Source organism: Xanthomonas bromi (assembly GCF_900092025.1).
GTDB classification, from domain to species: Bacteria; Pseudomonadota; Gammaproteobacteria; order Xanthomonadales; family Xanthomonadaceae; genus Xanthomonas; species Xanthomonas bromi.
Genome location: NZ_FLTX01000005.1, coordinates 134064 through 154982, shown reverse-complemented (window position 1 = coordinate 154982; position 20919 = coordinate 134064). Strand labels below are relative to the sequence as shown.

The window sequence follows — 20919 nt, the reverse complement described above, 5'->3', positions numbered from 1 at the left end:
CGCAGTGGTGTTGATAGACGCTCTCAGCGCACCTGCAACACCGTGCGCATGTACAGGTCGATCAACGCCGGCGTGTCTGCACGCAGACACGCCTGCACGTTCGGCATACCAGGTCCTTCGCGGGTGTAGCCCTGCGCATCGACATCCAGATGCAGCGGCGTGGTCGGGCACAGTGCGGGGCGCAGCAGCCAGGCCACCGGCACGGCATCGAACACCGTCGGCGTTGCGCTGGCCCAGGGCTGGTCGGTGTTGCGCCACTGGTAGTAGAGCTGGGTGAGCGCGTCGGTCAGGCCATCGCCGTGCGCAAACAGCGCGATACGCTCGGGCTCTTCCAGGGTGATCTGCGTGGCATCCAGCGGCAGCAGGACGATCGGCACGCCGGCCGCGAACACGCGCTGCGCAGCAGCCACATCGGACACGATGTTGTACTCGGCGGCCGGCGCGCTGGCCGGGCGATACGCAGACTTGCCGTAGCCCACCCGCACCGACCCACCCATCGCCACCACACGCTTGAGCTTGGCAAAGCCGGCCGGATCGCGCTGCTGCGCCAGCGCGGCATCGGTCATCGGCCCCAACACCAGCAAGGTGACCTCACCGGGATGCCGGCGCGCCTGCTGCAGGATCATCGCCGCCGCATCGGGCAAGCCGGTCGGCAGTTGCCCTTTCGCGGCCCAGCGCGCCTGGCTGAAGGCGATTGTGCTGGTGGTGGGCTTACCCACGGCTAACGGAATGTCGCTGCGCCCGGCCTGCTGCAACAGCCGCTGCAGCAACTGCACACGCAACGTCGTGTCACCCCACGCCGATGCGACGCCCAGGACCTGCACCTGCGGGCTACGCAGCAGCAAACCCAACGCAAACGCATCGTCGACGTCGTCTCCGACATCGGTAGACACCACCACTTTCTCGGCCTGCATCAATGCAGGCGTAGATTGCACGGCCGCGACGGGCCGCTGCGCCCACGCGGCTGACGACACGCACCACATTGCCATCCATACCCACGCACGTTGCCAGGTCCGCTGCATTTACCAACTCCTGCTGCCATAAAAAAACCGCCGGCATGATCGCCGGCGGTTCGATAGTGCTACACCACGACGCCGATCAGAAATTGGCGCGGAACTGCGCACCGACGATGCGCGGGTCGTTGATGAAGCCGGTGAGGTTGTTGAAGTCGATCGCACCGGTCACGCGGATCTGGTTGGTGCAGTTGCGGCAGAACACCGACACCTCGTACGCACCGGCGCCCCAGTTGTAGCCGATCTTGGCGCCGCCTTCGACCAGCGGCTGGCCGGTGAATTCCTTGGAGTCGTACAGGAAGAAATTCACTTCGCTGCGGTACGACCAGTCGGTGTAGAAGAACAGCTCGCCGTCGTTGCCCATCGGGATGCCGTAACGCAGCGTGGCGTTGGCCATCCACTTGGACGCTTGCGGCAGGTCATTGCCGTCGATGATGGCATTGCCGGCCGCAGTGAGCGGATCGGTCACGGTGCAGGTGCGGCACACGCCCACCGACAGGGCCGGGTCGTCGATGCGGGTCCAGTTGTAGGCGCCACCGGCCGTCACGCGCAGGTTCTGGGTGAGCAGCGCTTCGAAGTCGAACTCGGCGCCGCGTGCCTTGGTCTTGTCGGCGTTGAGCAGACGCACATCGTTGGAGGTACCGCCCACCGCGGTGAGCTGCTGGTTCTTGACCCGGAAATCGTAGATGTCGAAGCTCAGGCGCGCGCGGTTGTCGAACAGATCCGACTTGATGCCGACCTCGAACGAATCCACCGTCTCCGGCTCGGCCACGGTCAGCGGCGCGGTACCCGAGGGCACGCCGAAGCTGGCGCCGCGGAAGCCGCGTGCGGCACGTGCGTACACGTTGACGTCATCGTTGATGGAGAACGTGGCCGCCAGGTCGCCGGTGACCTTGGAGTTGTCGGTCTCGCCGCTGGACGGCTCGACCAGGGTGACGCGGTCCAGCGCCAGCACGTCGAAGGTCTTCTTGTCGTAGGTGTAGCGGATGCCGGCGCGCAGGTTCAACCGGTCGGTGGCCGCGTAGTTCAACGAGCCGAACGCCGCCCACGAGGTGTTGCGCTGGCGGGTCAGCTGGTAGCTGGCCAGATCGCCGCCGCTGAGGGTGTTGTAGGTGTAGTTCTCGCCTTCCACATCGTCATGAAAGTAGTACAAGCCGGCCTGCCAGTTGAGCGGGCCTTCGTACTGCGATTCCGCACGTACTTCCTGGCTGTACTGGTCCAGGCTCTTGATGCCGCCGGCCGTTTCCACCGGAAACGGAATCACGCCCGGGCCGGACGGCGGCGCGAACACCGCGCCGAAGCCGCCGTCGATATCGCCGCGGCTGTAGTACTTGCCGATGCCTTCGTAGGCGGTGATCGAGTGCAGCGCAATGTCGCCCAGATCCCAGGTCAGGTTGGCGCTACCGCCGTAGGTCTGCAGTTCCTGGCGGTTGGCACCGTCGATGAAGGATTTTTCCGGATCGAAACCGTCGACCAACTGGTTGGTCCCCGGCTGGATGACGTTGGCGCGGAACAGCCGTGCGGTGCCATCCAGATGGCGCGCATGCGCGTTGAACAACGCGCTGAAATCGTCGCTGGCCTGGTACAGCAGCTGCAGACGCACGGCCGAATCGGTATAGCCTTCCAGATCGCGGCCATCGCGGTTTTCCACCCAATCGTCGCGGCGCTGGCCCAAGGTGGACAGACGCGCCGCCCAATGCTCGCCCATCGCGATGCTCAGGCCGCTTTCCAGGGTCATCGTGCCGTAGGTGCCGTACGACAGGCTGGCGTAGCCGTCATTGGCGCCGATGGTCGGCTTGACCGAATTGAACTTGACCACACCGGCCGGCGTGTTGCGGCCGAACAGCGTGCCCTGCGGGCCGCGCAGCACTTCCAGGCCTTCCAGATCGAAGATCGGGAAGCCCTTCAGGAACGCGTTTTCCTGCACCACGTCGTCATAGATCAACGACACCGGCTGCGAGGCGTAGGTGTTGAAGTCGGTGTTGCCGTAGCCGCGGATGTACACGCGCGGGAACACACGGCCGTTGGACGATTCGATGTTGAGGCTGGGCGCCTTGCCGGCCAGCACGCGGATGTCCGAGCCGCTGGTGGAGATGGCATCCAGAAATTCCGGACGCAACACCGATGCGGAGACCGGCACGTCCTTGGAGTCTTCCGAGCGGCGCTCGACCGTGACCTTGACCTCATCCAGACGCACGACACCGTCGTCACTGGGCGCCTGCTGGGCGGCGGCGTAAAGCGGAAGAAGGGAAACGACGGCAACGGCGAGCGCGCTGATCTTGAGCGACCGGCTGGCGGACATGAGAAGACTCCGGAATTCTGATGGCGGGGCGGCCCGGCCTGCGTGCCGCAGTGCAACAGAATTAACACGAATTACACAAATATGGCAGAGCGCGTGCGAAAAAGTTTCCATAATTTGAAAAATCGTTCGAATTAATGCAACACGCCAATGCGATGTGTGCGCCAGAGCAGAGCCAATCTCCCGATGTCCGTTCAAGCGACGTCTTCTGCACGGCTTCCTGTCGCCGACAAAACCTGCCGCGTGTGCTGTCGTCAGGTCCCTACGTCGCGGCCATCAAATCGCTCCCGCAGGCAGTGCTTGTGCAATGCACGACGGACGTGGAACGGGTGCTGTCGCCCGGCAGCGCCGACATGATGCCTGCGCGCAGCGCAGGAGCGTTACCTTGGCTTTCCATCACTGCCCAACCGGTAAGCCATCGGTTCTGTCATCCAGGGACCAAACCCACCTGACCGCAGCGCATTGCCGCGCGTCTTGGCGATACCGAACGCTGCCCATGGCAACTCACCACCGCGCCTGCCTCACTCCGGCGCGGGCACCCTGACCCAGCCTTCCATCATCACCCGCGCACTGCGGCTCATCAGCGCCGTGGTCACCTGCCACTGGCCATCGACCAGCGTGGCCTCCGCACCGACGCGCAAGGTGCCGGACGGATGCCCGAAACGCACGGCCGCGCGCGCCGCGCCTCCGGCAGCCAGATTGACCAGCGTGCCCGGCACCGCCGCAGCGGTGCCGATCGCCACCGCTGCGGTGCCCATCATTGCATGATGCAATTTACCCATCGACATTGCACGTACCAACAGATCGATCTCGGCCGCGTGCACCGGCTTGCCGCTGGACGCGATGTAGTCGACCGGGGGCGCCACGAAAGCGACCTTGGGCGTGTGCTGCCGCGTGGCGGCGTCTTCCACTTTCGCAATCAGGCCCATCCGCACCGCGCCGTGTGCGCGCAATGTTTCGAACATGGTCAAGGCAGACGGGTCGCCATTGATGGCGTCCTGCAGTTCGGTACCGGTGTAACCCAGATCGCGTGCGTTGACGAAGATGGTCGGAATGCCCGCATTGATCAGCGTGGCATCGAGCGTCCCCAGCCCGGGAATCTCCAGTTGATCGATGACATTGCCGGTGGGAAACATCGCACCACCCTCGCCTTCGGCATCGTCGGCCGGGTCGAGAAATTCCAGCTGCACTTCGGCGGCCGGGAAGGTCACGCCATCCAGTTCGAAGTCGCCGGTTTCCTGCACCTGCCCATCGGTCATCGGCACATGCGCCACGATGGTCTTGCCGATATTCGCCTGCCAGATGCGCACCGTCGCCACGCCATCGCGCGGCACGCGCGCCGGATCGATCAAGCCGCTGGAAATCGCGAACGGACCGACGGCTGCCGACAGGTTGCCGCAGTTGCCGCTCCAGTCCACGAACGCGCTATCGATGGAAACTTGCGCGAACAGATAGTCCACGTCATGCCCATCACGCGTGCTTGCCGACACGATCACGCTCTTGCTGGTGCTCGAGGTCGCCCCACCCATGCCATCGATCTGCTTGGCATACGGATCGGGACTGCCGATCACCCGCAACAACAACGCATCGCGCGCCGGCCCCGGCTGTTGTGCGGCAACCGGCAGATCCTGCTGACGGAAAAACACGCCCTTGCTGGTACCGCCACGCATGTAGGTGGCGGGGATGCGGAGTTGGGGACGATGGGGCATGGGGGAACGGCCAGTATTTAGGAATGAGGTATGAGTACGACGGTACGAGCCGGCAACCATGGACGCTAGTGTGCTTGCGGTGCCGATGTCGCTTTTGACGAATCTCGACTCCCGCCCCCGGATTCCCGGCTCTCCAGAAAATCCTGCGCAAAGCGTTGCAGCACCCCACCCGCCTCGTAGATCGACACTTCCTCTGCAGTATCCAGACGGCAGGTCACCGGCACTTGCAGTTGCGCGCCGTTGCGCCGTTGGATCGACAACGTCAGCGTGGCGCCAGGCGTGCGCTCGCCAACCACATCAAAGGTTTCGCTGCCATCGATGCCCAAGGTCTTGCGATCGGTGCCCGGCTTGAACTCCAGCGGCAACACGCCCATGCCGATCAAGTTGGTGCGGTGAATCCGTTCGAAGCCTTCGGCCACGATCGCTTCCACGCCCGCCAGCCGCACGCCCTTGGCGGCCCAGTCACGCGAGGAACCCTGCCCATAGTCGGCGCCGGCAATGATGATCAACGGCTGCTTGCGCGTCATGTAGGTTTCGATTGCCTCCCACATCCGCAACACCTGGCCTTCCGGTTCCAGGCGCGCCAGCGAGCCGGCCGTCACCTGTCCATCGACCACCGCCATTTCGTTGATCAACTTGGGATTGGCAAAGGTGGCACGCTGTGCAGTGAGATGGTCGCCGCGATGGGTGGCGTAGGAGTTGAAGTCCTCCTCCGGCACACCCATCTGCGCCAGATATTCACCGGCCGCACTGCCGGCCATGATCGCGTTCGACGGCGACAGATGATCGGTGGTGATGTTGTCGCCCAGCACTGCCAACGGGCGCATACCGCGCAGCGTACGCGCGCCGGCCAACGCGCCTTCCCAATACGGCGGGCGGCGAATATACGTGCTGGTCGGGCGCCAGTCGTAGAGCGGACTCACGCTGATCCCCTGCCCCGTGCTGCGCTTGAACATCGGGTCGTAGACGCTGCGGAAATGTTCGGGCTTGACGCTGCGCGCCACCACCGCATCAATCTCGGCATCGCTCGGCCACACCTCCTTGAGCGTGATCGGAGTGCCATCCGCATCGAAGCCGAGCGCATCTTTTTCGATATCGAAGCGCACCGTGCCGGCGATGGCATAGGCGATGACCAGTGGCGGGGAGGCCAAAAATGCTTGCTTGGCATACGGATGGATGCGGCCATCGAAATTACGGTTGCCAGACAACACCGCCGTCGCGTAGAGGTCGCGATCGATGACCTCCTGCTGGATCACCGGATCCAGCGCCCCGCTCATGCCGTTGCAGGTGGTGCAGGCGAACGCCACGATGCCGAAACCCAGCTGTTCCAGCTCGCTCAGCAAGCCGGCGTCTTCCAGATACAGCTGCACCGCCTTGGACCCCGGCGCCAACGAACTCTTGACCCAGGGTTTGCGGGTCAAGCCACGTGCATTCGCATTGCGCGCCAGCAGACCGGCGGCGATGACATTACGCGGATTGGACGTGTTGGTGCACGAGGTAATTGCCGCGATGATCACTGCGCCATCGGGCATCTGGCCCGGCACGTCCTTCCACGCACCGGCAATGCCGCGATCCGCCAATTCGGTGGTCGCCACGCGCTTGTGCGGGTTGGACGGCCCGGCCATGTTGCGCACCACACTCGACAGATCGAACTGCAACACGCGCTCGTATTGCGCAGTTGCCAGATCGTCGGCCCACAAGCCGGTGTGGCGTGCGTAGGTTTCCACCAGTGCAACCTGGGCGTCTTCACGACCGGTCAGGCGCAGGTAATCGATGGTCTGCTGGTCGATAGAGAACATCGCCGCTGTCGCACCGAATTCCGGCGTCATATTGGAAATGGTCGCGCGGTCGCCGATGGTCAGTGCACGCGCGCCATCGCCGTAAAACTCAAGATACGCGCCGACCACGCGCTGCGCGCGCAGGAATTCGGTCAATGCCAGCACGATATCGGTGGCAGTGATGCCGGGCGCTGGTCGTCCGGTCAATTCCACGCCGATGATGTCCGGCAAGCGCATCCACGAGGCGCGCCCAAGCATTACGTTCTCCGCTTCCAGTCCGCCCACGCCCACCGCGATCACACCCAGCGCATCCACATGCGGCGTATGGCTGTCGGTGCCCACGCAGGTGTCCGGAAACGCCACGCCATCCAGCGTATAGATCACTGGCGACATTTTCTCCAGATTGATCTGATGCATGATCCCGTTGCCAGGCGGAATCACTTCCATGTTCTCGAACGCACGCTTGGTCCATTCGATGAAGTGGAAGCGATCGGCGTTACGGCGATCTTCCACGCTGCGGTTCTTGGCGAACGCCTGCTTGTCGAAGCCGGCGTATTCCACCGCCAGCGAGTGATCCACGATCAGCTGTACCGGCACCACCGGATTGACCTGCGCCGGGTCGCCACCTTGTTCGGCGATTGCATCGCGCAGGCCTGCCAGGTCGACCAGCGCGGTCTGCCCCAGGATGTCGTGGCAGACCACACGCGCCGGAAACCACGGAAAATCCAGCTCGCGTTTGCGCTCGATCAACTGGCGCAGGTAGGCCTCCAGCAGTTGCGGCTCGGCCCGCCGCACCAGGTTTTCCGCATGCACGCGCGCGGTGTACGGCAATGCCGCATACGCGCCGGGCTGCAACGCATCGATGGCGGCGCGTGCATCGAAATACTCCAACGAGGTGCCCGGCAAGGGCTTGCGGTATTGGCTGTTCATGGCTGGCGATATCACAAAGCGGCGGGGGCTGTTGCTGTTGCTGGCATTGCTATTCACCACGTACTGCTCGCCACTCTCCCTTCTCCCGCAAGGCGGGAGAAGGTGCCCGAAGGGCGGATGAGGGCCGGTCGCACGCGGCGGTTTTCAGGAGCGCTGATCCAGCGGCACGAACACCTGATCTTCCGGACCCGTGTAATTGGCGGAAGGCCGAATGATCTTGCCATCCACGCGCTGCTCGATGATGTGCGCGCTCCAACCGGCCGTGCGTGCCAGCACGAACAGCGGCGTAAACATCGCTGTGGGTACGCCCATCATGTGATAGCTCACGGCACTGAACCAGTCCAGGTTGGGGAACATCTTCTTGATGTCCCACATCACCGTTTCCAGGCGCTCGGCGATGTCGTACATCTTGCGGCTGCCCTGCTCATCGGAGAGTTCGCGCGCCACCTCCTTGATCACCTTGTTGCGCGGATCGGACACCGTGTACACCGGGTGCCCGAAGCCAATCACCACTTCCTTGCGTTCCACACGCGCCTTGATATCGGCTTCCGCTTCATCGGGCGTGTCGTAACGCTTCTGCACTTCGAACGCCACTTCGTTGGCGCCACCGTGCTTGGGTCCGCGCAATGCGCCGATCCCACCGGCGATGGCGCTGTACATATCGCTGCCAGTCCCGGCAATGACGCGGCTGGCGAATGTAGACGCATTGAATTCGTGCTCGGCATACAGGATCAGACTGGTGTGCATCGCACGCACCCACGAATCCTTCGGCGCAAACCCATGCAGCAAATGCAGGAAGTGCCCACCGATCGAATCGTCATCGGTTTCCACCTCGATGCGCTTGCCATTGTGGCTGTAGTGATACCAGTACAGCAGCATCGAGCCCAACGATGCCATCAACTTGTCGGCGATATCGCGCGCGCCTGGATGATTGTGGTCGTCTTTTTCCGGCTGCAGGCAGCCCAGCACCGACACGCCAGTGCGCATCACATCCATCGGATGCGCCGACGGCGGCAATTGTTCCAGCGCAGTTTTCACTGCAGCCGGCACACCGCGCAGCGAACGCAGCTTGGCCTTGTAACCGCGCAGTTCGCCGCTATTGGGCAGCTTGCCGTGCACCAGCAGATACGCAATTTCTTCGAACTCGCTGGTGGTGGCCAGATCGAGAATGTCGTAACCGCGGTAATGCAGATCGTTGCCACTACGCCCCACCGTGCACAGGGCCGTATTGCCGGCGGCAGTGCCGGACAAGGCAACGGATTTTTTTGGTTTGAAACCAGGATTGACGGCGTCGTTCATGCGATGAGCTCCCAAACTGTGTCGTGTCGCGGTGTGACTGACGAGGTGGCAACGAAGATGATCAGCAACGCGTAATCATGCGCCTTTGCGTGCAAACAACGCATCCAGACGCTGCTCGTAATCGTGATAGCCGATACGTTCGTACAGCTCTTCGCGCGTCTGCATGCTGTCCAGCACGGCTTGTTGATGGCCATCGCGCCGAATCGCCGTGTAAACCGCCTCAGCGGCCTTGTTGGCAGCGCGGAATGCCGACAACGGAAACAGCTGGATCGCCACGCCGGCCTGTGCCAACTGGTCGCGCGTAAACAGCGGGGTCTTGCCGAACTCGGTGATGTTGGCCAACACCGGCACCTTCACCGCATCGACAAAACGCGTGTAGGTCTCCAGATCGTAGGCGGCCTCGGCAAAAATGCCGTCCGCACCGGCCTCCACGCAGGCGATGGCGCGCTCGATTGCCGCATCCACGCCTTCCATCTGGATCGCGTCGGTGCGTGCGATCAGGAAAAACGCCGCATCGGTCTTGGCGTCGGCCGCCGCCTTGACCCGGTCGACCATTTCACCCTGGCTCACAATCTCCTTGCCCGGCCGATGCCCGCAACGCTTGGCGCCAACCTGGTCTTCGATATGGCAGCCGGCCGCGCCCGCCTTGATCAACGATTTCATGGTGCGCTCGATATTGAACGCACTCGGCCCAAAGCCGGTGTCCACGTCCACCAACAGCGGCAGCGCGCAGACATCGGTAATGCGGCGCACGTCGATCAGCACGTCTTCCAGCGTGTTGATGCCCAGATCCGGCAAGCCCAGCGATCCGGCCGCCACCCCGCCGCCAGACAGGTAGATCGCCTGATAGCCGGCACGCTGGGCCAGCAGTGCATGGTTGGCGTTGATCGCGCCGATCACTTGCAGCGGCGATTCGGCAGCCAGCGCGGCGCGGAAACGCAGACCGGCAGAAGCGATGGAGGAGGACGTCATGACGGTTCCTTGGATGGGATGTCTACGTAGGCGCAAACACCGTGCCAAGCGCAAGCGATTGATTCCTATACGGCCCGCCACCTCATGTGTTGCAAGTATGCAACACTTGCCCTAGTGTGAAACACAACTGAAACGCAGCAGTTCAATGCGCAACCCGACGCTTTCCGAATCCGCAGACACCTGCTTGCCCGTGATCTGGACCGTCAGCGTCTCGCGCCTGACCGGGCTGCTGGCCGATGTCATCCCCGAGTTCGACCAGCGCGCGCGCATCGAGCAGATCAACCTCGGTTTTGCCGAAGCGGTAGAGCTGATCGGTCAGCGCCTGCGCCGCGAACGGTGCGACGTACTGGTGGCCGGCGGCTCCAATGCCGCCTTCCTGCGCAGCCGCCTTCCGCTGCCGCTGGCGCCGATTCAGGCCACCGGTTTCGATCTGATGGAAGCGCTGGCGCGTGCGCGTCGCATTGCGCCACGCATCGGCGTGGTCACCCATGCCAGCGATGTGCCGTCGTTTCGCGCCTTCCAGAACAGCTTCGATCTGGAGATCGAACACCGCCGATTCGTCACCGCCGAGGATGCGCGCGACTGCATTGCCGACCTGCAAGCCAGCGGCATCCAGGTCATCGTCGGCACCGGCATGGCGATCGATTTCGCCGAGCAGGCCGATCTGCCAGGCGTGCTGCTGTATTCGGCTGATTCGGTGCGCCAGGCGCTGGAACAGGCAATCGCGCTGGGCACCGCGCCAAGCACGGACCGCGCCGTTGGCCGCGCCGCCACGCGCCGCGAACGACGAACCGATGCCCTGCTGGGCGAAGACAGCGCGATGCTGCAGGTGCGCGAGTTGGTGCAGCTGTATGCGCCACATGCCGGCACCGTGTTGATCAGCGGCGAGACCGGCACCGGCAAAGAACTGGTTGCACGGCAACTGCATGCTGGCAGTCGCCGCCGCGGCCGCTTCGTTGCGATCAATTGCGGCGCCATCAGCGAATCGCTGCTGGAAGCGGAATTGTTCGGCTACAGCGATGGCGCATTTACCGGCGCACGCCGCGGTGGCCACACCGGCCTGATCGAAGCCGCGCAGGACGGCACGTTATTTCTCGACGAAATCGGCGAGTTGCCGATCCCACTGCAGACGCGACTATTGCGCGTTTTGGAAGAACGCGAAGTACTGCGCGTTGGCGCAACCGTGCCCGTTGCAGTCGACGTGCGCGTGATCGCCGCCAGCCTGCAGGACCTGCAGCAGTTGGTCGAACAAGGCCGCTTCCGCCGCGACCTGTTCTATCGCCTTGCCGCACTCCGCATCGCCTTGCCGCCCTTGCGCAATCGCCGCAACGACATTGCGGTGTTGCTTGCGCATTATTTCCAGCAACTCGGCAATAGCGCATCGCCGTTGTCGCCAGCTGCAGCGCAACGCCTGCAACAACACACCTGGCCAGGCAACGTGCGCGAGCTACGCAACCTGGTCGAACGCCTGTGCATTCACTGGAAAGCCCAACCGCACGACAGTGTCAGCCTGGAACAACTCGAACGCTGGGCGCCTGAATTATTCGATGCACCGCTCGGCCACCGCGACGCAATGGGTGAGCACTCCGACCTGGCGACCTCTCGCTTGCAGCTCACCGCCACCGCGGTCCGCGCGGCGCTCGAGCATGCCAACGGCAATCGCACGCTTGCCGCGCAAGCACTCGGCGTATCGCGCACGACGCTGTGGCGTTGGATGCATACGCAAGCACTGGCATCGCGCGCATAGGACACAAGCGCGGATTTGCATTACAGACCAGACGACGCGTGCATTCTCATCCTTCCACGCTCAGGCGGGAGACGACGGCATGGCATTGCGCGCTTAGCTCACGGATTGCACGGTCCGCGCTCATAGCGGCGTGCGCCGCAATCCACACAGCACATCGCACTTTCGTGCAATGCTCACCTCGTCAACCGCAATGCCGCCAACGCCCTCGCACGCGCGTTGACCGAGCGTCTCGCAGTCACTTGACCCGCGTGTATTCGGTATCGCCTGTACTCAGCTTGCCGGTCGCCTCATCGATCGCGTAGTTGACCGTACCAACCCCGTTGGACACCTGCAGCACGCCCTTGGTCAGCAGCGCAGGATGATTGCGGGTCTTGACGCCGTTGCCGGACAGCTCCGGCCGGGTGTCGCGAATGATGAAACTCTCACCATTATGCTCGATGCTCAGCACGTTGTTTTCCGACTTCACGTTGACCCACTTGCCCACGTACTGCTCACCCGCGTCGCGGGCACACCCGGCGAGCAGCAGCGTCGCAACCAGCACACTTCCCAGTAGCGTGTTCATCGCCACTCCATCTCGAAACGGGAGGCCTTGCAGGATGGCAATTCGCTATCGGGCTCGCAAGGCACTGGCCCTAGCGAAAAGTGCTTATGCGCACCGTCTGTCGCAAATCGTGCCGGGCACCACTCTCGGTTAGGTATGGTGCTATCAGCCTGGGAGTTAGTCGCTGGCGCCATCGATAGACCCGGCAAGCCGCGCAGCGCCCAGTTCAACGCTGAACCTGTGTCGTCAAGGCGCTGCCGGGATCGAGTAGATAGATCACCTCGTTAATGAGCCAGAGTTGCTCATCAAGAAATATCGTCTCGCTGACTGTTAGACCCCGCATTCCAGGAACAAGATCCAGCTGTCGCCACCGAAGCGGCAGCTTTGCATTACCGAAAGCCCGGTCATCTCTGCGATGGGAATACGCGTTACGCAAGGCGCGCAGCAAGACAACGGCGGGCGCATTTTCATGGCTCAGCTTGAGGTCTGATGCCGACGCATCCCTCCACAGGGCATCAGAGATTTCGACGATTGCTTGCCGCGCGGTATATCGAACGACTTCCTGCACACGCTTGCGCACCTGTTCCGCGTAGACCTTGAAGGTGCAGTTCACGCCAAGACCGGGAAATGGCTCGGTCGCAACGTTGTCGCCATCACTCATCAGCTCAAAGGGGATTCCTGCGTCTCGAGCCTTCCTCATGCAACGGACGCCAGCGATCGCATACCATATCGCCGCGTTGGTGGCGGTAACCGCCTGTATCGCTGCATCGAAAGGGGACTGCCGCGCAGTCATATCACCAAACCCTGCGGTTGCTGCCCTGCAACTACGAAAAAACCGGCTTTCGCCGGCTTTTCTGCTACACGTTGAAATCATGGTGGGCGGTACAGGGTTCGAACCTGTGACCCTTGCCGTGTGAAGGCAATGCTCTACCGCTGAGCTAACCGCCCGGTGACGCGAGCCGCACATTATAGGGCAGCCGCGGCGGCCGTCAACAATTGTTTACCCGGCCCCGCCACCCCGCGCAACCGCAGGTTCATCGCCTCGATCTGATGCGACAGCATCGTGACTCGGCCTTGCGCCTCACTCACTACCCGCCGTAGCACCGCAGCTTTACATCGTATGCGTCGGCTTGTCCGAGGTGGTCAGCCCCGCCAGCAGCGTCTCAATCTTGTTGCGCACCGCCTCGCCTTCCGGGCCGTCCGGGAACTGCACGCCGATGCCGGCGGCACGGTTGCCCTGGGCGCCGGCAGGTGTGGTCCAGATGACCTTGCCGGCGACCGGCAGGCGCTCGCTGGAGTCCGGCAGGGTCAGCAGCAGGAAGACTTCATCGCCCAGCATGTAGCGTTTGGGGGTAGGCACGAAGATGCCACCACCTTTCACGAACGGCATGTACGCGCTGTAGAGCGCTGGCTTGTCTTTCAACGCCAGCGACAAAATGCCTTGGCGTGCATTCATTGCACTCATCGAGTTCCCCTAGAACGTGTCTGGTGCGCTCCCTCGCGCCAGGCCAGCAGCAGTTCCGTCACTGCCAGGTCGGCGCGGACGGTGGTGCGCAGCAAATCGCGGGTGCGGTTGGCGGCGTCGAACCAGGTCGCCAGCTTGTGCAACCGCGACGGATCGGTCAAGCCGGCCGATGCCTGCGCCAATGCCAGATCGGCGGCGTGGCGCAGGCGTTGATCGGCCTGGCCGTCGTTGGTCCAGCGTTGCGCGACATCCACCGCGCCAGCGCGGCCGCTGGCGATCTGCTCCAGATCCTGCGCAACCGCGCGCCGCACCGCCAGGCCGTCTTCGCGCAACCACTGCGCAGCCAGACCGGGATGGCCGCGTGCGGCATCCAGCGCTTCGTGTGCGGCGTGCTCAGTGACGCCTTGTGACAGCAACCAGGCCAGCGCTTCGTGCGCAGGCGGCAGTTTGAATTCCAGCCGCTGGCAACGGCTACGGATGGTCGCCGGCAGGCGTGCCGGCTGTGCGCTGATCAACCACAGGTAACGCCCGGGGGACGGTTCTTCCAGGGTCTTGAGCAAGGCGTTGCAGGCAGCGCGATTGATCGCATCGGCCGGGTCGACGATCACCACCTGGGCAATGCCGTACTGCGGCGTCAGCGAGAGCTTTTGCGAAATCTCGCGCACCTGCTCGATGACGATTTCCGTGCGCAGCTTGTCGCCGGTGCGATTGGGAATGAACGAGATCAGCTGCAGGTCCGGATGGGTACCGGCGGCAATCAGCTGGCGCGTGCGCTGCGCCAACGCCGGGTCCGGCGAGCTGGCCAGCACATGCTCGGCCAACGCCAGCGCCACCGCGCGCTTGCCCAGGCCTTCCGGGCCGCAGATCAGCAAGCCGTGCCCCAGCCGGCCGGCATCCAGCGCCGCCACAGTCTGGTCGAAGGCGCGCTGCTGCCAGGGCGAAAAGGCGGCGGTCATGGGGTGGGCTCCGTCTGCGGCGTGCTCGGCAAACGGCGACGCTGCAGATAGCGCGCCACCGCCGCGTTATGCTCGGCCAACGTCGCCGAGAACGCGTGCGCGCCGGTGCCGTCGCCAACGGCAACAAAATAAAGTGCATCGCCGGGCGCCGGGCGCACCGCCGCCAGCAACGCCTCGCGGCCCGGCATGGCGATCGGCGTCGGCGTCAGGCCGGTGCGCGTGTAGGTGTTGTACGGCGTGTCGGTGGTCAGGTCGCGGCGACGGATATTGCCGTCGTAGCTGCTGCCGATGCCGTAGATCACGGTCGGGTCGGTCTGCAGCTTCATGCCCATCTGCAAACGGCGCAGGAACACCCCGGCGATCAGCGGCCGCTCGGAGGCCAGGGCCGTTTCTTTTTCGATAATCGAGGCCAGGATCAATGCCTGCTCCGGCGAGGCGAGCGGCAGATCCGGGGTGCGCTGCTCCCAGGCCTGCGCCAGGGCCTTGTCCATGGCCGCGTGCGCGCGCTTGAGCACATCCAGATCGCTGTCGCCACGCTGGTACACATAGGTTTCCGGCAGGAAGCGCCCTTCCGGATGCTGCTTGGCGAATCCCAGGCGCGTCATCAGTGCCGCGTCGTCCAATGCTTCGATGGAGTGTTGCAGCGGCGTGGCGGTGGCGAGTGCAGCGCGCAGCTGACGGAAATTCCAGCCTTCCACGATCGTGAAGCGGTACTGGATCACCCGCCCCTGGCGCATGCGCGTCAGCAGTTCGCGCGGCGATAGCGCCGGTGCCAGTGCGTACTCGCCTACCTTGAGCTTGCCGGCCGCATCGACCTGGCGCGCCAGCAGCTGCCATTCTAGTTCCGTGCCCTGCTCCAGGCCGGCTGCACGCAGTTTTCGCAGCGTCACCTTGAGCGAATCGCCGGGCGCAATCACCACGCTGGGCGCGCTCGCAGACACGGGGGTATCGGCGAAGTGCAGGTAATGCCGCCACGCCACCACGGCAGCAATCGCCAGCAGCGCTGCGAGCAGCAATGCCGTGCCCAGCACGGCCAGACATCCGCGTTTGCCAGTCACCGCCACACCCACCTCGTCATTGTCCCAGCGTCGCGCAGGATAGCGCGCGCCGGTGATGTCCCGTTGAAGCGCTCATGTCTGCTCGATCGCACGCAGCACGCCACGCGCCTTGGCGCGGGTTTCGTCCAGCTCGCGTTGCGGGTCCGAGTCCACCACGATCCCGGCACCGGTGCGGAAGCGTATCTGGTTGCCGGCCACCTCGGCAGTGCGGATCAGGATATTCAGATCCATGTCGCCATCGCGATTGAGCCAGCCGAATGCACCGGTGTAGGCGCCGCGCGCGGTCTGTTCGAGCTCGGCGATGATCTGCATGCAACGCACCTTCGGGCAGCCGGTAATGGTGCCGCCGGGAAACACTGCGGCAATCACCTCGCCCGGCGTCACCCCGGCGCGCAGGCGCCCACGCACGTTGCTGACGATGTGGTGCACGTGCGCGTAGCTTTCCACGCACATCAATTCGTCCACCTCCACCGTCCCGGGCGCGCAGATCCGGCCCAGGTCGTTGCGCTCCAGATCGATCAGCATCACGTGCTCGGCGCGCTCCTTGGGATGCCCGACCAGCTCGCGGATGCGCGCGGCATCGTCGTCGCCGGCAAACCGCGCCCGGGTGCCAGCGATCGGGCGCGTCTGCACCGCATCGCCTTGGACCGACACCAGCCGCTCGGGGGAGGAACTGGCCACCGCACGCCCGGCCGCAACGAACAGTCCGGCGAATGGCGCCGGGTTGGCCGCGCGCAGACGCGCATGCAGCGCCGCCGGGTCGACCGCCGTAGCGAATGCCGCATGCCAGGCACGCGAGATATTGGCCTGGAACACATCGCCGGCACGCAGGTAATCGAGCACGCGTTCCACCGCAGCGGTGAAGCTGTGGGGCGCATCCTCTTCGATCGCGAACGGCCCGATCCACTCAGGCAGCGGCGGCAGCGCGGCGCAGGCAGCGATGTCTTCGACGATCTGCTGCAACAGATCCCCGCGGCCGGGCTCGGCCAGCGCCACGCAGCGCCCTTGCACGCGATCGCGCAGCACCGCTGCCGGCGCGCGCAACGCCAACGCGGCGGGCAAGCCATCGGTGCGCATAGGCAACTGCAGAATCGGTTCGACCTGCGCGGCCAGTTCGTAATCCAGCAGCAGCGCCCAACCGCCGCGAAACGGCCATGGGCTTGCAGGCGCGTGCGGCACCCGCTCGGCTTGCCAGGCGGCATCCAGCGCCGCCAGAAAATCGCCTTCCAGCAGTTGCCCCTCGCCATCGCGCGTGCAGCCATCCGGATCCAGCCGCAGGCATGCGCCCTCTGCCAGCAGCAGCACGTCCCAACGACCGTGTTCGGTGCCGGAAGCGGTGGACTCGAGCAGGGCAGGATAGCGTTGCGGCGACAGCCGATGCAGCGCCAGCAGGTCGATGTCCGCGTGCAGTGATCGGGTAAGCGTCATCGGTCCGGCGTGGCGTAAGGTGCAGACGCGCGCCGCGGCGATAGACGCCGCGTGCGCGATGAGTGGATCAACGATTGATAGCAGGATTGCACATCACCGGCCCACACGCACGCAGCGCATGCGGCAGCCCCACGGATCGCGCGCAGATGCCGGCAACGCGACCGGTATACCGAATCAGACGCGCTTGAACACCAGCGTGCCGTTGGTGCCGCCAAAGCCGAAGCCGTTGGACATCACCGCATCCACCTGTACCTCGCGTGCCACGTTCGGCACGTAATCCAGGTCGCAGCCTTCGCTGGGCTCTTCCAGATTGATGGTCGGCGGAATGATGCCGGTATGCAGCGCCATCACCGAAAAAATCGCTTCCACGCCACCGGCCGCGCCGAGCAGATGGCCGGTCATCGACTTGGTCGAGCTCACCATGGTCTTGTAGGCGTGATCGCCCAACGCGCGCTTCATGGCCATCGTCTCGGCCAGATCGCCCAGCGGTGTGGAGGTGCCGTGCGCATTGAGATAACCGATCTGCTCGGGGTTGAGCTTGGCATCGCGCATCGCCGCCACCATGCTGCGCGCGGCCCCTTCGCCGTCTTCGCTCGGGGCGGTCATGTGGAACGCATCGGAACTGGCGCCGAAGCCGACCAGTTCTGCATAGATGCGCGCACCACGCGCCTTGGCGTGTTCGTACTCTTCCAGCACCAGCACGCCGGCGCCGTCGCCCAACACGAAGCCATCGCGCTGCTTGTCCCACGGCCGCGACGCGCCGGTCGGGTCGTCGTTGCGGGTGGACATCGCCTTCATCGCGCAGAAGCCACCCACCGAACCCGGCGAGGATCCACGCTCGGCACCGCCGGCCAGCATCACGTCGGCGTCGCCGTGCTGGATCATGCGCATCGCGGTGCCGATCGAATGATTGGAGGTGGCGCAGGCCGATACCGCCGAGAACGTCGGGCCCTTCAGGCCTTTGATCAGGCTCACCTGGCCGGGCAGCATGTTGATGATGGTGCTGGGCACATAGAACGGCGAAATCTTGCGCACGCCGCCCTCATGAAATTTGATGGTCTGCTCTTCAATGCCGAACAGCCCGCCGATGCCGGAGCCGAGAATGGCACCGATGCGTTCGGCATTGCTTTCGTCGATCTCCAGCCCTGAATCGTCCAACGCCATGAACGAGGCGCCGACACCGTAGTGGATGAACGAATCCATCTTCTTGACGTCCTTGGCGGACACAAAAAGCGTGGGGTCGAAATTCTTGATCTCGCCGGCGATCCTGGTGGTGAACTGCGAGGCATCGATGTGCGTGGTCGGACCAATACCTGAGCGGCCGTGGACGATTCCATCCCAGCTGCTGGCCAGATCATTGCCCAGCGGCGACACCATGCCCATGCCGGTAACGACAACACGACGACTCATTGCAGATCTCCTCACCACGGAACGGACGGTGCTTGGGGTGTGCGGGTGACACGTGAAAAACACAGGGCCGCATCAGCGGCCCCATGGAATGTCTGACGCGGCAGCGGCTTGATGCGCGCCGCCACGATCAGGAACAACGCATCAGCTCTTGACGTGAGACTTGACGTAGTCGATCGCCTGCTGCACCGAGGTGATCTTCTCGGCCTCTTCGTCCGGGATCTCGCACTCGAACTCTTCTTCCAGCGCCATCACCAGCTCGACGGTGTCCAGCGAGTCGGCACCCAGGTCATCGACGAACGATGCGCTGGTGGTGACTTCCTCTTCCTTGACGCCGAGTTGTTCGACGACGATTTTCTTGACGCGTTCTTCGATGGTGCTCATTGGGGATATCGCTCCAGATGGAGTAGTGGTGGTACGAAAAAAACGCCATCGCCGCTGCGATGGCCGCGTTGGATAGTGTAGTGGAAGCGACCGGGCCTTGCATTGCATCACAACTCCCGGCCGATCAGCCACTTAGCGCCTCCCGGCGCCGCACGCTCACGGCATGTACATGCCACCGTTGACGTGCAGGGTCTCACCGGTGATGTAACGGGCAGTCGGGCCGGCCAGGAACGCCACCGCATTGGCGATGTCTTCCGGCTGGCCCAGATGGCCCAGTGCGATCTGCTGCAGCAAGGCGATCCTGGCCTCATCCGGCAGCGCCTTGGTCATGTCGGTATCGATGAAACCGGGCGCCACCACATTCACGGTGACCCCGCGCGAACCGATTTCCTTGGCCAGCGACTTGGAGAACGCAATGATGCCGGCCTTGGCCGCGGCATAGTTGGTCTGACCCGGATTGCCGGTCACACCGACCACCGAGGCGATATTGACGATGCGGCCCTTGCGCGCCTTCATCATGCCGCGCATCACCGCCTTGGAGGTGCGGAACACGCTGGTCAGATTGGTGTCGATGATGGCCTGCCAGTCGTCGTCCTTCATCCGCATCAACAGGTTGTCGCGGGTGATGCCGGCGTTGTTGACCAGAATCGAGATGGCGCCGAATTCCTTGCCGATCGCCTCGATAAGGCCATCGACCGCCGCAGCGTCGGTGACGTTGAGCTCACGGCCGTGACCGCCGTGAGCGGCCAGACGCTCGCCGATCGCCGCAGCGCCGGAGGCCGAGGTGGCGGTACCGATGACCGTGGCGCCCTGGGCGGCCAGGGTATCGGCAATGGCCGCACCGATACCGCGACTGGCGCCGGTGACGAGGGCAATTTCACCCTGCAGTGGCTTGCTCATGACTGCTGTTCCTCAAAGGGGGACGTCGCAACCGCGGCCGCGAACGTCGAGGGATGCCGGCGCGGCATTGGATCAGTGCGCCCACGCGTCGAGCGCGCCGGCGTAGTCGGCGGGCGTGGCCAACGAGCGGGCGTCCAGGCTCTTGTCGATGCGCTTGATCAGCCCGCTCAGCACCTTGCCCGGGCCGCATTCGGCGATCCGGGTGATGCCCTGGCTGGCGAGCGCCTGCACGCACCCGGTCCACTGCACCGGCAGGTATAGCTGCTCCACCAGCGCCTGACGAATGGCCGCGCTGCCGTCATGGACGCGGGCATCCACGTTCTGCACCACCGGAATCTGCGGCGCGTACCAGGTCAAACCCGCCATCGCCTCGCCGAGCTGGTTGGCTGCATCGCGCATCAGCGGAGTGTGCGAAGGCACACTCACCGCCAGCTTGACCACCTTGCGCACGCCGCGCTCGGTCAGTAGCGCCAGCGCGCGATCCACCGCCGCCGCATCGCCGCCGATCACGGTCTGGCCCGGCGAATTGAAATTGGCCGGCACCACCACCTGGCTACCCGCCGCCTCGGCGCAGACCTCCAGCACCACGGCGTCTTCTGCGCCAAGCACCGCAGCCATCGCACCGACGCCCGCCGGCGCTGCGGCCTGCATGAACTGGCCACGCAGCCGCACCAGGTGCGCACCATCGTGCAGCGACAAGGCGCCGGCAGCGACAAGCGCGGTGTATTCGCCCAGGCTATGCCCAGCCAGCAGCGCCGGACGCTGCCCGCGCTGGGCGTTCCACAGCCGCCACACCGCCACGCCTGCGGCCAGCAAGGCCGGCTGGGTGTATTCGGTGCAATTGAGCATTTCTTCCGGGCCGCCCTGGGACAGCGCCCACAGATCGACACCGGCGCCCTCGGAGGCTTCGGCAAACGTTTCGCGGATCTGCGGATGCAGCTCGGACAATTCGGCCAGCATCCCTAAGGACTGCGAGCCCTGGCCGGGAAACACGAAGGCGAGAGTGGATTCGGTCACGCGTTGCTGCCTACAA

At 64.2% G+C, this 20919-nt stretch carries 17 protein-coding genes and 1 tRNA gene; 1 reads left to right on the top strand and 17 read right to left on the bottom strand.

Translation table 11 applies throughout. From position 1 onward, the window contains the following. Positions 1-23 precede the first annotated feature (23 nt). From XBLMG947_RS02220 to prpB, 6 genes are all read right to left on the bottom strand, one after another. Positions 24-1022, bottom strand: coding sequence for a nucleoside hydrolase (locus XBLMG947_RS02220; RefSeq protein ID WP_065466175.1), 999 nt, complete (start codon positions 1020-1022; stop codon positions 24-26). A 76-nt stretch (positions 1023-1098) separates the two neighbouring features. Then, positions 1099-3315, bottom strand: a complete 2217-nt coding sequence (locus XBLMG947_RS02215) for a TonB-dependent receptor (protein WP_065466174.1) — start codon at positions 3313-3315, stop codon at positions 1099-1101. A 518-nt stretch (positions 3316-3833) separates the two neighbouring features. Further along, positions 3834-5021 (bottom strand): 2-methylaconitate cis-trans isomerase PrpF, encoded by a 1188-nt coding sequence (gene prpF, locus XBLMG947_RS02210; protein ID WP_065466173.1) that lies wholly within the window; start codon positions 5019-5021, stop codon positions 3834-3836. A gap of 65 nt (positions 5022-5086) precedes the next feature. Then, the gene (acnD, locus tag XBLMG947_RS02205) at positions 5087-7729 is read right to left on the bottom strand and encodes a Fe/S-dependent 2-methylisocitrate dehydratase AcnD (protein ID WP_065466172.1); all 2643 of its coding nucleotides are present in this window, start codon (positions 7727-7729) and stop codon (positions 5087-5089) included. Between the two features lie 144 nt (positions 7730-7873). Next, on the bottom strand, positions 7874-9028 hold the full coding sequence (gene prpC / locus XBLMG947_RS02200) for a bifunctional 2-methylcitrate synthase/citrate synthase (protein WP_065466171.1): 1155 nt from the start codon (positions 9026-9028) through the stop codon (positions 7874-7876). 75 nt (positions 9029-9103) lie between these two features. After that, complete coding sequence (prpB, locus tag XBLMG947_RS02195; protein ID WP_065466170.1) at positions 9104-10000, bottom strand: methylisocitrate lyase; 897 nt, start codon at positions 9998-10000, stop codon at positions 9104-9106. 145 nt (positions 10001-10145) lie between these two features. Between prpB and prpR the strand changes: the two genes are divergently transcribed. Continuing rightward, positions 10146-11747, top strand: coding sequence for a propionate catabolism operon regulatory protein PrpR (gene prpR / locus XBLMG947_RS02190; protein ID WP_065466169.1), 1602 nt, complete (start codon positions 10146-10148; stop codon positions 11745-11747). A gap of 235 nt (positions 11748-11982) precedes the next feature. On the opposite strand, the gene XBLMG947_RS02185 is transcribed toward prpR, so the two are convergent. From XBLMG947_RS02185 to fabD, 11 genes are all read right to left on the bottom strand, one after another. Then, positions 11983-12309, bottom strand: a complete 327-nt coding sequence (locus tag XBLMG947_RS02185) for a hypothetical protein (RefSeq protein ID WP_065466168.1) — start codon at positions 12307-12309, stop codon at positions 11983-11985. A gap of 205 nt (positions 12310-12514) precedes the next feature. Continuing rightward, positions 12515-12949 carry a hypothetical protein gene (locus XBLMG947_RS02180; protein WP_139074344.1) on the bottom strand — a complete coding sequence of 145 codons (435 nt, stop codon included), beginning with the start codon at positions 12947-12949 and terminating at the stop codon, positions 12515-12517. A gap of 212 nt (positions 12950-13161) precedes the next feature. Further along, a tRNA-Val gene (locus XBLMG947_RS02175) sits at positions 13162-13236 on the bottom strand. Between the two features lie 163 nt (positions 13237-13399). Then, entirely contained in the window at positions 13400-13753 is a 354-nt protein-coding gene (locus XBLMG947_RS02170) for a PilZ domain-containing protein (protein ID WP_003483889.1), read from the bottom strand. After that, complete coding sequence (locus XBLMG947_RS02165) at positions 13750-14709, bottom strand: DNA polymerase III subunit delta' (protein ID WP_065466167.1); 960 nt, start codon at positions 14707-14709, stop codon at positions 13750-13752. Before XBLMG947_RS02165 ends, XBLMG947_RS02170 begins: the two co-directional genes overlap by 4 nt. Further along, positions 14706-15779: an endolytic transglycosylase MltG gene (gene mltG / locus XBLMG947_RS02160; RefSeq protein ID WP_065466166.1), complete on the bottom strand. Its 1074-nt coding sequence runs from the start codon at positions 15777-15779 to the stop codon at positions 14706-14708. The genes XBLMG947_RS02165 and mltG overlap by 4 nt, the downstream gene beginning before the upstream one ends. A gap of 60 nt (positions 15780-15839) precedes the next feature. Then, entirely contained in the window at positions 15840-17195 is a 1356-nt protein-coding gene (locus XBLMG947_RS02155; RefSeq protein WP_065466165.1) for an aminodeoxychorismate synthase component I, read from the bottom strand. Between the two features lie 174 nt (positions 17196-17369). After that, entirely contained in the window at positions 17370-18605 is a 1236-nt protein-coding gene (gene fabF, locus XBLMG947_RS02150) for a beta-ketoacyl-ACP synthase II (RefSeq protein ID WP_065466164.1), read from the bottom strand. A gap of 141 nt (positions 18606-18746) precedes the next feature. After that, a complete protein-coding gene (gene acpP, locus XBLMG947_RS02145) occupies positions 18747-18986 on the bottom strand; it encodes an acyl carrier protein (protein ID WP_010368407.1) in 240 nt (79 codons plus the stop codon). Between the two features lie 156 nt (positions 18987-19142). Next, positions 19143-19886: a 3-oxoacyl-ACP reductase FabG gene (fabG, locus tag XBLMG947_RS02140; protein WP_065466163.1), complete on the bottom strand. Its 744-nt coding sequence runs from the start codon at positions 19884-19886 to the stop codon at positions 19143-19145. Between the two features lie 72 nt (positions 19887-19958). Further along, the gene (fabD, locus tag XBLMG947_RS02135; protein ID WP_065466162.1) at positions 19959-20903 is read right to left on the bottom strand and encodes an ACP S-malonyltransferase; all 945 of its coding nucleotides are present in this window, start codon (positions 20901-20903) and stop codon (positions 19959-19961) included. Positions 20904-20919: the final 16 nt, after the last annotated feature.

Excerpts from the sequence above, each read along its gene's own strand:
- XBLMG947_RS02220 (WP_065466175.1), bottom strand. The coding sequence starts at position 1,022 with ATGCAGCGGACCTGGCAACGTGCGTGGGTATGGATGGCAATGTGGTGC.
- XBLMG947_RS02215 (WP_065466174.1), bottom strand. The coding sequence starts at position 3,315 with ATGTCCGCCAGCCGGTCGCTCAAGATCAGCGCGCTCGCCGTTGCCGTC.
- prpF (WP_065466173.1), bottom strand. The coding sequence starts at position 5,021 with ATGCCCCATCGTCCCCAACTCCGCATCCCCGCCACCTACATGCGTGGC.
- acnD (WP_065466172.1), bottom strand. The coding sequence starts at position 7,729 with ATGAACAGCCAATACCGCAAGCCCTTGCCGGGCACCTCGTTGGAGTAT.
- prpC (WP_065466171.1), bottom strand. The coding sequence starts at position 9,028 with ATGAACGACGCCGTCAATCCTGGTTTCAAACCAAAAAAATCCGTTGCC.
- prpB (WP_065466170.1), bottom strand. The coding sequence starts at position 10,000 with ATGACGTCCTCCTCCATCGCTTCTGCCGGTCTGCGTTTCCGCGCCGCG.
- prpR (WP_065466169.1), top strand. The coding sequence starts at position 10,146 with ATGCGCAACCCGACGCTTTCCGAATCCGCAGACACCTGCTTGCCCGTG.
- XBLMG947_RS02185 (WP_065466168.1), bottom strand. The coding sequence starts at position 12,309 with ATGAACACGCTACTGGGAAGTGTGCTGGTTGCGACGCTGCTGCTCGCC.
- XBLMG947_RS02180 (WP_139074344.1), bottom strand. The coding sequence starts at position 12,949 with ATGAGTGATGGCGACAACGTTGCGACCGAGCCATTTCCCGGTCTTGGC.
- XBLMG947_RS02170 (WP_003483889.1), bottom strand. The coding sequence starts at position 13,753 with ATGAGTGCAATGAATGCACGCCAAGGCATTTTGTCGCTGGCGTTGAAA.
- XBLMG947_RS02165 (WP_065466167.1), bottom strand. The coding sequence starts at position 14,709 with ATGACCGCCGCCTTTTCGCCCTGGCAGCAGCGCGCCTTCGACCAGACT.
- XBLMG947_RS02155 (WP_065466165.1), bottom strand. The coding sequence starts at position 17,195 with ATGACGCTTACCCGATCACTGCACGCGGACATCGACCTGCTGGCGCTG.
- fabF (WP_065466164.1), bottom strand. The coding sequence starts at position 18,605 with ATGAGTCGTCGTGTTGTCGTTACCGGCATGGGCATGGTGTCGCCGCTG.
- acpP (WP_010368407.1), bottom strand. The coding sequence starts at position 18,986 with ATGAGCACCATCGAAGAACGCGTCAAGAAAATCGTCGTCGAACAACTC.
- fabG (WP_065466163.1), bottom strand. The coding sequence starts at position 19,886 with ATGAGCAAGCCACTGCAGGGTGAAATTGCCCTCGTCACCGGCGCCAGT.